This window comes from Scandinavium sp., from assembly GCF_036271055.1.
In the GTDB taxonomy this organism is placed as follows: Bacteria; Pseudomonadota; Gammaproteobacteria; order Enterobacterales; family Enterobacteriaceae; genus Scandinavium.
Genome location: NZ_DATBBJ010000084.1, coordinates 1 through 10,978, shown reverse-complemented (window position 1 = coordinate 10,978; position 10,978 = coordinate 1). Strand labels below are relative to the sequence as shown.

Annotated in this window: 16 protein-coding genes; 6 read left to right on the top strand and 10 right to left on the bottom strand. The window is 50.6% G+C overall.

Annotation, left to right across the window (positions count from 1 at the left end; genetic code table 11):
- Positions 1-307: 307 nt before the first annotated feature.
- Complete coding sequence (locus VH187_RS18805; protein ID WP_329702977.1) at positions 308-862, top strand: gamma carbonic anhydrase family protein; 555 nt, start codon at positions 308-310, stop codon at positions 860-862.
- Here the strand turns inward: VH187_RS18805 and VH187_RS18800 are convergent.
- From VH187_RS18800 to dprA, 6 genes are read right to left on the bottom strand one after another with little or no spacing between them, the layout of a single operon-like run.
- Positions 838-1,095, bottom strand: coding sequence for a DUF1488 family protein (locus VH187_RS18800; protein ID WP_329702976.1), 258 nt, complete (start codon positions 1,093-1,095; stop codon positions 838-840). The genes VH187_RS18805 and VH187_RS18800 overlap by 25 nt on opposite strands.
- Positions 1,092-1,910 (bottom strand): shikimate dehydrogenase, encoded by an 819-nt coding sequence (gene aroE, locus VH187_RS18795; RefSeq protein ID WP_329702975.1) that lies wholly within the window; start codon positions 1,908-1,910, stop codon positions 1,092-1,094. The genes VH187_RS18800 and aroE overlap by 4 nt, the downstream gene beginning before the upstream one ends.
- Positions 1,911-1,914: 4 nt before the next feature.
- On the bottom strand, positions 1,915-2,472 hold the full coding sequence (tsaC, locus tag VH187_RS18790; RefSeq protein ID WP_329702974.1) for an L-threonylcarbamoyladenylate synthase type 1 TsaC: 558 nt from the start codon (positions 2,470-2,472) through the stop codon (positions 1,915-1,917).
- Positions 2,462-3,019: a DNA topoisomerase family protein gene (locus VH187_RS18785; protein WP_329702973.1), complete on the bottom strand. Its 558-nt coding sequence runs from the start codon at positions 3,017-3,019 to the stop codon at positions 2,462-2,464. The genes tsaC and VH187_RS18785 overlap by 11 nt, the downstream gene beginning before the upstream one ends.
- Before the next feature lie 27 nt (positions 3,020-3,046).
- Positions 3,047-3,520 carry a DUF494 family protein Smg gene (smg, locus tag VH187_RS18780; RefSeq protein ID WP_329702972.1) on the bottom strand — a complete coding sequence of 158 codons (474 nt, stop codon included), beginning with the start codon at positions 3,518-3,520 and terminating at the stop codon, positions 3,047-3,049.
- A complete protein-coding gene (gene dprA, locus VH187_RS18775) occupies positions 3,492-4,616 on the bottom strand; it encodes a DNA-protecting protein DprA (protein ID WP_329702971.1) in 1,125 nt (374 codons plus the stop codon). The genes smg and dprA overlap by 29 nt, the downstream gene beginning before the upstream one ends.
- A 129-nt stretch (positions 4,617-4,745) precedes the next feature.
- Here dprA and def point away from each other — a divergent pair, with 129 nt between their 5' ends.
- The 5 genes from def to mscL all read left to right on the top strand — a co-directional run bounded on the left by def (position 4,746) and on the right by mscL (position 9,517).
- Positions 4,746-5,255: a peptide deformylase gene (gene def / locus VH187_RS18770; RefSeq protein ID WP_329702970.1), complete on the top strand. Its 510-nt coding sequence runs from the start codon at positions 4,746-4,748 to the stop codon at positions 5,253-5,255.
- 14 nt (positions 5,256-5,269) lie between these two features.
- A complete protein-coding gene (gene fmt, locus VH187_RS18765; protein ID WP_329702969.1) occupies positions 5,270-6,217 on the top strand; it encodes a methionyl-tRNA formyltransferase in 948 nt (315 codons plus the stop codon).
- Positions 6,218-6,268: 51 nt separating this feature from the next.
- On the top strand, positions 6,269-7,558 hold the full coding sequence (gene rsmB / locus VH187_RS18760) for a 16S rRNA (cytosine(967)-C(5))-methyltransferase RsmB (protein WP_329702968.1): 1,290 nt from the start codon (positions 6,269-6,271) through the stop codon (positions 7,556-7,558).
- A 21-nt stretch (positions 7,559-7,579) separates the two neighbouring features.
- Positions 7,580-8,956 carry a Trk system potassium transporter TrkA gene (gene trkA / locus VH187_RS18755; RefSeq protein ID WP_329702967.1) on the top strand — a complete coding sequence of 459 codons (1,377 nt, stop codon included), beginning with the start codon at positions 7,580-7,582 and terminating at the stop codon, positions 8,954-8,956.
- A gap of 147 nt (positions 8,957-9,103) precedes the next feature.
- Positions 9,104-9,517 carry a large-conductance mechanosensitive channel protein MscL gene (gene mscL, locus VH187_RS18750; RefSeq protein ID WP_329702966.1) on the top strand — a complete coding sequence of 138 codons (414 nt, stop codon included), beginning with the start codon at positions 9,104-9,106 and terminating at the stop codon, positions 9,515-9,517.
- Here the strand turns inward: mscL and VH187_RS18745 are convergent, their stop codons facing one another.
- The 4 genes from VH187_RS18745 to rplQ form a co-directional block, all read right to left on the bottom strand.
- Complete coding sequence (locus VH187_RS18745; RefSeq protein ID WP_329702965.1) at positions 9,518-9,733, bottom strand: alternative ribosome-rescue factor A; 216 nt, start codon at positions 9,731-9,733, stop codon at positions 9,518-9,520. It lies immediately after the preceding gene.
- A gap of 57 nt (positions 9,734-9,790) precedes the next feature.
- On the bottom strand, positions 9,791-10,216 hold the full coding sequence (gene zntR / locus VH187_RS18740; protein WP_329702964.1) for a Zn(2+)-responsive transcriptional regulator: 426 nt from the start codon (positions 10,214-10,216) through the stop codon (positions 9,791-9,793).
- Positions 10,216-10,587 (bottom strand): DnaJ family domain-containing protein, encoded by a 372-nt coding sequence (locus VH187_RS18735; protein ID WP_329702963.1) that lies wholly within the window; start codon positions 10,585-10,587, stop codon positions 10,216-10,218. The genes zntR and VH187_RS18735 overlap by 1 nt, the downstream gene beginning before the upstream one ends.
- Positions 10,588-10,692: 105 nt before the next feature.
- Positions 10,693-10,978, bottom strand: a 286-nt coding sequence (gene rplQ / locus VH187_RS18730; protein ID WP_329702962.1) for a 50S ribosomal protein L17, incomplete at its 5' end; no start/stop codon positions are given.

The window sequence follows — 10,978 nt, the reverse complement described above, 5'->3', positions numbered from 1 at the left end:
CTCACCGTTGCGAGGTGGCGTATATTACGCTTTCCTCTTTCAGAGTCAACCCTATTTTTCAGGATTTTTCTCTTCAACCGAACCGGCTGTTTGTGTGAAGTGATTCACATCTGCCGTGTCGATGGAGGCGCATTATAGGGATCCCATTTTTTTGCACAACCCTTTTTTGCGATCTTTTTTCTGACCGCTGTATTTTCATTCTTTTTGCTGAGATCCCGTTCGATCTGACTGTTTTTTGAGGTGTGAAAGCCTTGTAGAAAGCCGATAATGGATGAAAATCACTGATTCCCTTATCGCAGAGGTCAACATGCCCGCCAATATTCGTTCTTATAAAACGACACAACCCACCCTTGCTTCTCGTGTGATGATCGATTCCACCAGCGTGGTGATCGGCGATGTACGTCTTGCCGATGACGTCGGCATCTGGCCACTGGTTGTTATCCGCGGTGATGTGAACTCCGTCGCGATTGGTGCCCGCACCAATATTCAGGATGGTAGCGTTTTGCACGTTACGCATAAGTCTTCTTATAACCCAGACGGCAACCCGCTGCTTATCGGGGAAGATGTCACCGTGGGGCACAAAGTCATGCTGCACGGCTGCACGATAGGCAGCCGGGTATTAGTCGGGATGGGATCAATTTTGCTGGATGGCGCAGTAATAGAAGATGATGTGATGATTGGTGCTGGCAGCCTGGTGCCACAAAACAAACGACTGGAGAGCGGCTTCCTTTATCTTGGGAGCCCGGTCAAACAAATCCGCCCCTTAAGTGAGGCGGAACGCGAAGGCCTGACATATTCTGCGAACAACTATGTGAAGTGGAAAGATGAGTATCTCGCTCAGGACAACCAGAACCAGCCCTGATCGTCGTCCTTCTGTTCGCGGATCGCCTGTTCGGCTTCTTCTTCCAGATCCCAGCGATGCAAACGAAAGCTTTCCAGCCACTGCCCTGGCGCATCCCCACCGAAACGGTGCGCCAGTGATTCAGCCGACAATGCACAATTCACCTGAAATCCGCTGACCAACGCCGGGAAGCGAATGCACTGCAAGGTGTCATCCCAGCTTTCACTATCAGGAAACAGGACTGCTTGATTCACAGCGCCAGTTCCTTTTTGAGTTCATCTATTACCGGTGCGATGTCTGGCATGACACCATGCCAGAGCAGTACCGCATGTGCCGCTTGCGCCACAAGCATACCCAATCCATCTGCACACTGCTTGGCCCCATGCTGCTGACACCAGTTAAGAAAAGGCGTATTGCCCTTCTGATAAAACATGTCGTAGCAACGCACATTAATGTTAATAATCTCAGGGGGAATGGCGGGAATATCCCCATTAATACCGCTGGATGTAGCATTAATGATCAAGTCGAAGTGTTCCCCTTCCAGGGCGTCCATTGCCAGAGCATTGATGCTGCCGGTATGTGCAAAGAGAGTCGCCAGTTCCTGGGCTCGGGCAAATGTTCTGTTCGTCACTGTCACCGCGCAATCCAGCGACAGAAGCGGCAGAAGCACACCGCGTGCCGCACCGCCCGCACCAATAAGCAGGATCCGATCTCCTGGTTTGATCAACGCCAGACGTTCCAGATCGCTCAGCAAGCCGATCCCATCGGTGTTGTCGCCCAGAAGCCGACCGTCCTCAAGACGTTTGAGCGTATTAACCGCACCAGCCAACGCTGCTCGCTCAGTCAGCTCATCCGCACGCGAAAAAGCTTCTTCTTTAAAGGGGACCGTCACATTGCAACCTTTCCCCCCCTCAGCCATAAAAGTATTCAGCGTCCCGGTGAAAGCATCCAGCGCCACAAGCACGCGACCATAAGGATGCTCAATATTCAGTTGTTCGGCGAATCGCTGATGGATAAAAGGGGATTTGCTATGAGCGATGGGATTCCCAATAACGACATACTGTTCCATACGGTTACCCCTGGCGGAAAAGTTCGCCCGTCAGGGCATCACGGATTTCAGAAGGATTCAATCGCCCGCCGGTTTCACCATTAACGACAGGGAAAGTCTCGCCAAACTGCACAAGCACTTCATCTACAGTACGACAAGGTTCTTGTCCGGTGAGATTGGCACTCGTTGAGACCAGCGGTTTACCGTAGACCTGGCAGAGTTCAACCACCAGCGGATGGTCAGTTACTCGTACTGCGAGCGTGTCAAAACGCCCGGTCAACCAGCGAGGGATTGAAGCCTTAGCGGGAAAGACGAACGTGACCGGACCCGGCCAGCAAGAAAAAACGGCTTCGCGCTGCATATCCGTCAACATGCTGTCATCTATATACGGCTTGAGCTGTTCGAAGTTTGCCGCAATCAGGATGAGACCTTTTTCTACCGGACGCTGCTTAAGCGCAAGCAAGCGCATAACCGCGGTTTCACTGTCCGGATCGCAGCCGACGCCAAACACAGCCTCGGTAGGATAAGCGATGACTTCTTTATTATTGAGCGCTCTAATAGCGTTGTGCAGGTTATTGTTCACTGATTTGTTCCGCCGATACCGGCTTTCCACATTGTTTACTGGCGCAGAAAAACTTCACGCCCTGCGCCGTTTTCTTTTCGATGAGTAGTGGGTAATGGCATTCGGGGCATTCACCCACTATCGGTTTGAAGTTCAGGGCAAACTGGCAACCGGGATACCGATCGCAGGAATGAAAGGTTTTACCGTAGCGGGAACGGCGCTGAACCAAATGGCCTTCGTGGCACTGCGGACAGGCGATGGCAGTATTATCAGGTTTATCGATAAGTTCAGTATGTTCACAGGCTGGATACTGACTGCACCCAATAAACATACCAAAGCGCCCCTGGCGAAGCACCAGTTCCGCGCCGCAGACAGGACACAACTGCCCTTCAAGAACCTTCACGATATGCCCATCGGCCTGGCTTTTCAGGGGACGAACATAATCGCATTCCGGATAATGGGAACAGCCAAGAAACGGCCCGTGTTTACCGCTTCGGATAACTAATTCGGCCCCGCATTGTGGGCAGGGCTCGTTTTTAGGCACCGAAAACAGTGCTGATTTAGCCATAACAACTCTTGTCACTGCGCAATTGAATTAGTGCAGCATACCTTCATTTACTTCGAAGAGTAATTCTTCCATCTGCTGATAGGCATTTTCACAGCCCGGGATGTTAAACAGCACCATCAGAATGACCCATTTCAGATCTTCCAGTTCAAACTCTGTGGCATCCAGCGCCATGACGCGTTCGATAACCATTTCACGCGTTTCGAGGTTTAGCACCTGAATTTGCTCCAGGAAGAGTAAAAATCCCCGGCAACTGGCATCCAGCCGTTGGCACTCATCTGCGGTATAAATACGGACAGAGAGCGGATCTGAGGCCAGCTGCATCGGCTCCACGAGCCCTTCCTGATAGTCAGCCAGCTTTTCCAACCACTGCAGTGCGTTGTAGATATCTTCACGATCGAAACCGGCGTCGGTAAGATCCCGCGTCAGCTTGTCCTGATCCACCCGCATTTCTGCCTCGTTATGGATGTAAGTCTCAAACAAATACATCAGTACGTCGAACATGGCATGCCCTCCTTAATCGGACATAGCCGCCGGGTACAGCTGCGATCCACCCTGCTAACTCCAGTTCGAGTAGTTGGGCTACCGTCACTGGCACAGGTTGGCCGGCACGTTCAGCGACAACGTCAACAGGTGTTACCTCATCTCCTACGTTAGCCAGGAGCTCTGGAAATGGCAATGCTGCGAGCTCTGTATCAGGGGAATAATTTGATTTTTCAGCTTCATCTGGCAATGGATGTAGCCCATATGGCAAATTTTCCAGAATGTCCTCGACCGCGGTCACGAGTATCGCGCCCTGCTGAATCAGCCAGTGCGGCCCTTCTGATCCTGGATTCCCCAACGGCCCAGGCAGGGCATAAACCTCTCGCCCCTGCTCCAGCGCAGTTCTGGCTGTTACAAGTGAACCACTTTTCATCGCGGCTTCTACCACCAACACGCCGCGACTCAGCCCGCTGATTATACGGTTTCGTCGTGGGAAATTAGCGGGATAGGGTGGCTGCGCGAGCGGAAACTCACTCACTAATGCCCCACCGCCTTCTACAATTCGATGAGCTAACGATATATGTCGTCGTGGATAGGTGTGGAAAAGGCCGTTGCCAAGTACCGCAATGGTTTTACCCGACGCATCCAGCGCCGAGCGATGTGCCACGCCATCAATACCAAGCGCCATTCCACTGGTTATCGTCACCCCTTTTCTGGCGAGCGCATCGCTGAAAATGCTCCCCCAGCGTTCTCCGTACCACGAGTGATGACGGCTACCAACAATAGCGATTTGCTCAGAGGTGAGTAGTCGAACGTCTCCCAACACAAACAATACGCAGGGATAATCAACGATGGCACGTAATGCGGGAGGATAGTCAGGATGAACAGCAGGAATAATTGCGTGCCCTGGTTGCGCCCCCCACTCGAGGGTGCCGTCTAGCACCCGGGAAGACAGTGAAAAAAACTGGTTAATTTGCTTTGGCGTAAACCCAAAGTCTTTTAAACAATCCGCATCAATCGAACTCGCGCAAATCAGCTGCTTTGCCAGCGAACTCGCTATGTCGCCATATAACCCATTGACCGCCATCAGGCGGATCCAAATTTCTGTGGGTGTCATCCTTATCCCCTTGCCACATGCAGTCCCGACAATCTTTGCGATTGGTCACTGATGCTGTCAATCAGAGGGGGTTTTGTCTAGAATAGAGGTAATAATCTTTCCAACTCCTGAACACAACTCTGGATAATTATGTCAGTTTTGCAAGTGTTACATATTCCGGACGAGCGTCTTCGCAAAGTCGCCGAACCGGTTAAAGAAGTGAATGCAGAAATTCAGCGTATCGTCGATGATATGTTCGAGACGATGTACGATGAAGAAGGTATTGGTCTGGCCGCGACTCAGGTCGATATTCATCAGCGTATTATCGTTATTGATGTATCTGAAGACCGCGCAGAACAACTGGTGCTGATCAACCCAGAACTGCTGGAAAAAAGCGGTGAAACCGGCATCGAAGAAGGCTGTTTGTCGATCCCAGAGCAACGCGCCCTCGTTCCGCGTGCCGAAAAAGTTAAAATCCGTGCGCTGAATCGCGACGGTAAACCGTTCGAATTAGAAGCTGATGGCCTGCTGGCAATCTGTATTCAACACGAGATGGATCATCTGGTCGGCAAACTGTTCATTGATTATCTGTCGCCAATGAAACAGCAGCGTATTCGCCAGAAAGTTGAAAAACTGGATCGCCTCAACGCCCGTGCTTAAGGATAAGAATTAACGTGTCAGAATCACTTCGCATTATTTTCGCTGGTACTCCTGACTTTGCAGCGCGTCATCTTGACGCGCTGTTGTCGTCTGGGCATCAGGTAGTCGGTGTCTTTACCCAGCCCGATCGCCCCGCAGGGCGCGGTAAAAAGCTGATGCCAAGCCCAGTCAAAGTGCTTGCGGAAGAAAAAGGTCTACCGGTTTTCCAGCCTGCGTCACTTCGTCCGCAGGAAAACCAGCAGCTCGTTGCCGAACTCAACGCCGATGTGATGGTTGTTGTAGCATACGGACTGATCTTGCCTAAAGCGGTTCTTGATATGCCGCGCCGGGGTTGTATCAATGTTCACGGTTCACTGCTACCACGCTGGCGCGGCGCTGCGCCTATCCAGCGTTCACTTTGGGCGGGCGATGCCGAAACCGGCGTAACCATCATGCAGATGGATGTGGGCCTTGATACGGGAGATATGCTGCACAAACTCTCCTGCCCGATCACCGCTGAAGACACCAGTGGTTCGCTATATGACAAACTGGCAGAACTCGGTCCGCAAGGTTTAATTGAAACACTGAAGCAGCTAGCCAACGGCACGTTGAAACCTGAAGTTCAGGATGAAGCGCTTGTCACTCATGCCGAAAAACTGAGCAAAGAAGAAGCACGCGTAGACTGGTCATTGTCAGCTGAACAACTCGAACGTTGTATCCGGGCATTTAACCCGTGGCCGATGAGCTGGCTGGAAATTGATGGCCAGCCAGTAAAAGTATGGCAGGCATCCGTCATCCACACAGAAACAAACGCGCTGCCCGGCACCATTGTCGACGCTAATAAACATGGCATCCAGGTCGCTACTGGCAACGGGATCCTGAACCTGCTTTCGCTACAACCCGCAGGTAAAAAAGCCATGAGTGCTCAGGATCTTTTAAATTCGCGCCGGGAATGGTTTATTCCTGGTAACCGTTTAGCCTAACGGCCCCTTACTTCAAGCCCGGTATTGCCGGGCCTTTTCATTTTTATACTTATGAAAAAAAATACAAATTTACGCAGTCTGGCAGCGCTTGCCGTCGAGCAAGTCCTCGAGCAGGGTCAGTCGTTGAGCAACGTCCTGCCAGCCATGCAACAAAAAGTAGCCGATAAAGACAGAGCATTGTTGCAGGAATTGAGCTTTGGCGTGTTGCGCACACTTTCGCAACTGGACTGGCTTATCAATAAGTTGATGGCACGTCCGATGACCGGAAAGCAGCGTACTGTGCATTACCTGATTATGGTGGGTTTTTATCAACTACTGCATACCCGTATTCCACCTCATGCCGCATTGGCTGAAACGGTCGAAGGCGCGGTTGCCATCAAACGTCCGCAACTGAAAGGTCTGATTAACGGCGTACTGCGCCAGTTTCAGCGCAATCAGGAAGCCCTGGTTGAAGAGTTTGCTTCGACTGAGAACCGTTTCCTGCATCCGGCCTGGTTGGTCAAACGCATCAAATCAGCTTATCCACAGCAGTGGAAATCGATCCTTGAAGCCAACAATCAGCGCCCACCCATGTGGTTGCGTGTAAATCGCAACCATCACAGCCGTGTAGAGTGGCTCGCCTTATTGGATGAGGCGGGTATGAACGGCTTCCCGCATGAACAGTATCCCGATGCTGTGCGTATGGAAACACCCGCCCCTGTTCTTGCACTCCCTGGTTTTGAAGAGGGTTGGGTGACAGTACAGGATGCTTCCGCTCAAGGCTGCATGAACTATCTGACCCCAAAAAACGGGGAAGATATTCTCGATTTGTGTGCAGCACCTGGCGGCAAAACGACGCATATTCTTGAGGTTGCGCCTGAAGCAAATGTGCTGGCCGTCGATATTGATGAGCAGCGGCTGTCACGCGTCTATGACAACCTGAAACGCTTAGACATGAAGGCCAAAGTGAAACAAGGCGATGGTCGCTACCCTTCGCAGTGGTGTGGTGAACAACAGTTCGATCGCATTCTGCTCGACGCTCCTTGCTCCGCAACCGGGGTTATTCGTCGTCATCCGGATATTAAATGGCTGCGTCGTGATCGCGATATTGCGGAGTTGGCACAGCTACAGGCTGAAATTCTTGACGCCACCTGGATGCATCTCAAGCCAGGCGGCACATTGGTTTACGCAACCTGTTCCATCCTGCCGGAAGAAAACAGTGAGCAAATTGCTGCGTTCCTGAAACGCACACCCAGTGCTGAACTCCACGACACCGGCAATGCGGCACATCCTGGCGTACAGAATCTGCCAGCGGCAGAAGAAGGCGATGGTTTCTATTACGCTAAGCTAATCAAACAGTGATGAACTAACGGATCGCAACTGATGAAAATTATCATTCTGGGTGCAGGGCAAGTTGGCGGCACACTGGCAGAAAATCTGGTCGGCGAAAATAACGACATTACCGTGGTGGACACCAACGGTGACCGTTTACGTAGCCTGCAGGATAAGTTCGATCTTCGCGTGGTGCAGGGCCATGGCTCACATCCCCGTGTTTTACGTGAAGCGGGTGCAGATGACGCCGATATGCTGGTCGCAGTGACCAGTTCCGACGAAACGAATATGGTTGCCTGCCAGGTCGCGTATTCCTTGTTTAATACGCCGAACCGCATCGCCCGTATTCGTTCACCTGACTACGTCCGCGATGCTGAGAAGCTTTTTCATTCTGAAGCAGTACCCATCGATCATCTGATCGCCCCAGAACAACTGGTCATCGACAATATCTATCGTCTGATTGAGTACCCAGGCGCATTGCAGGTCGTTAACTTTGCGGAAGGAAAAGTCAGTCTGGCGGTGGTAAAAGCCTATTACGGCGGCCCCCTGGTCGGAAATGCGCTATCAACGATGCGTGAACATATGCCGCACATCGACACACGTGTAGCAGCGATTTTCCGCCATGACAGACCTATTCGCCCTCAGGGTTCAACCATCGTTGAAGCTGGCGATGAAGTCTTCTTTATCGCAGCATCACAGCATATTCGCGCGGTTATGAGTGAACTCCAGCGACTGGAGAAACCCTACAAGCGCATTATGCTTGTCGGCGGCGGGAATATTGGCGCCGGCCTGGCACATCGTCTTGAAAAAGATTACAGCGTGAAGTTGATCGAGCGCGATCAGCAACGCGCGGCTGAACTGGCAGAAAAACTGCAAAACACGATCGTGTTTTACGGCGATGCATCGGATCAAGAATTGCTCGCCGAAGAGCATATCGATCAGGTTGATCTGTTTATCGCCGTTACCAATGATGACGAAGCCAATATCATGTCAGCCATGCTCGCAAAACGCATGGGAGCCAAAAAAGTCATGGTGCTTATTCAGCGTCGGGCTTATGTCGATCTGGTTCAGGGTAGTGTGATTGATATTGCGATTTCACCTCAGCAAGCCACAATCTCTGCACTGTTAAGCCACGTGCGTAAAGCCGATATTGTCGGCGTTTCATCTCTGCGTCGTGGCGTTGCAGAAGCCATTGAGGCCGTCGCTCACGGTGATGAAAGTACATCCCGAGTGGTTGGTCGTGTTATCGATGACATCAAACTGCCGCCGGGCACAATCATTGGGGCTGTCGTTCGAGGCAATGAAGTCCTGATTGCCAACGATAATCTGCGCATCGAGCAGGGAGATCACGTCATCATGTTCCTGACGGATAAAAAGTTTATTACCGATGTCGAACGACTTTTCCAGCCAAGTCCCTTCTTCCTCTAATCGTTCCGGGCGCTCAAATGGGCGCCTTATTTCATTAACCTTCTATTATTAAAGGTCTATTTATTCCATTTGGAATCTGCTCTGTAATGGAAATAGACTAGATCTTTGTTAAACTTATTAATGTCAGTTGGCATAAGGGAGAATAAAATGAGTATTATTAAAGAGTTCCGCGATTTTGCGATGCGCGGGAACGTAGTTGATTTGGCGGTGGGTGTTATTATTGGTGCGGCATTCGGTAAAATTGTATCGTCATTGGTCGCCGATATTATTATGCCACCGCTTGGGCTGTTGATTGGCGGAGTCGACTTCAAACAGTTTGCGGTAACATTACGTGATGCGCAGGGTGATGTCCCGGCCGTTGTCATGCACTACGGTATTTTCATTCAGAACATTTTTGATTTCGTGCTCGTAGCCTTTGCCATCTTCATGGCAATCAAAGTGATCAATAAGCTGAATCGCAAAAAAGAAGAGCCCGCAACGGCAGCACCTGCGCCGACGAAGGAAGAGATTCTGCTGACTGAGATTCGCGATCTACTCAGAGACCAAAACAGTCGTTCTTAATCAAACCTCGCAAAGCAGAAAGCCAGTGGTAAAAAAGTGCATCACTTTCTTGCCACTGGCCTCCCAGTTACCTCTTACGCCATGTTTCCCTTTACGCTGAAAACTGCCTTTGCCTTTCTTACTTTTCTCAATACGTTGCCGAAAAAGTGGGTCATGAAGTAACGCTTCAACAGCGTTATCTTTAATTTGCCCCTTGGTGTGCAGATAACGACTCATAACATCTCCAATTTGGTGTTTAGGACGGCGGGATTTTAGTCCCGGGTGGTTAATAAATCAACAACCTGCTTTATCTGTTTCAGTACCTTGCTCTAACGCTTCCAGAATCGAGCAATAAACGCTGCTATGTTCCGCTCCGCAGCACGCATCATTTAGACGTTGCAACGAGCGTCGCATGGTTTCAAGTTGTGAGATTCTGGCTTCAACCTCACGCAATCTGGCCTGAACAATACTTTTAGACTCCTGACAGGTGTGCTGTTCAGGATCAATACGGATCGACAACAATTCGCGGATCGCTTCGAGTGTAAATCCTAACTGGCTACCGTGCCGTATAAAACGTAAACGCTGTAAATCGTTTTCAGTGTAAAGTCTGAATCCCCCTTCCGTGCGAACAGCGTGATCCATCATCTGTTGTTTTTCATAATAACGAATGGTGTCGGGTGTTACCCCAGCAAGCTTTGCTAATTCACCAATACGAAACATTAAGACTCCTCGCTGATTTTATTCAGCAATTTGACAGCATACTCTCCACGTAAAAAATCTGTGCTGAGTCCTGCCTGTCGCAATTTGAGTTCAATAAGAGTGAGACGCCGATGAAGTTCAGCAAATCGAGGATCATCTTCGCGAATAGTTTTTAAGAGATCGGCGAGCTCAACGGCTTCTTTGCGCTGCTGCAATTCAGTCGGGAGACAGCCAGCATTCTTCAATAAACGGTAGCCTGCCCGGAGTTCATGCGGAATATGCACATCGTCGTCTAAAGAAAGCGGTTCACCGCTTCCAGTCAGATCATCAAACTCGCCCTTACTTTGCGCGTCGAGAATATGACGTTCGGCCCACTGATCAAGTAACCACATAGCGTGTGTCCACCTGAGCAAAAAGAATACAGCTATTGTAGTAAAATGACGGTATGGCGGATATAAAAAAACCCGCCGAAGCGGGTTTTTTCAAATTACTGCAGATTACTCTGCAGTTACTTCTGCTTTCGATTCAGAACGATCAACCAGCTCGATGTAAGCCATCGGCGCATTGTCGCCTGCACGGAAACCACACTTCAGAATGCGAGTGTAACCACCGGCACGGCTCGCGAAACGCGGGCCCAATTCGTTAAACAGTTTTGCCACGATCTCGTTATCACGAGTACGGGCGAATGCCAGACGACGATTAGCAACGCTATCAGTCTTGGCAAGAGTAATCAGCGGCTCAACTACGCGACGCAGCTCTTTCGCTTTAGGCAGGGTCGTCTTG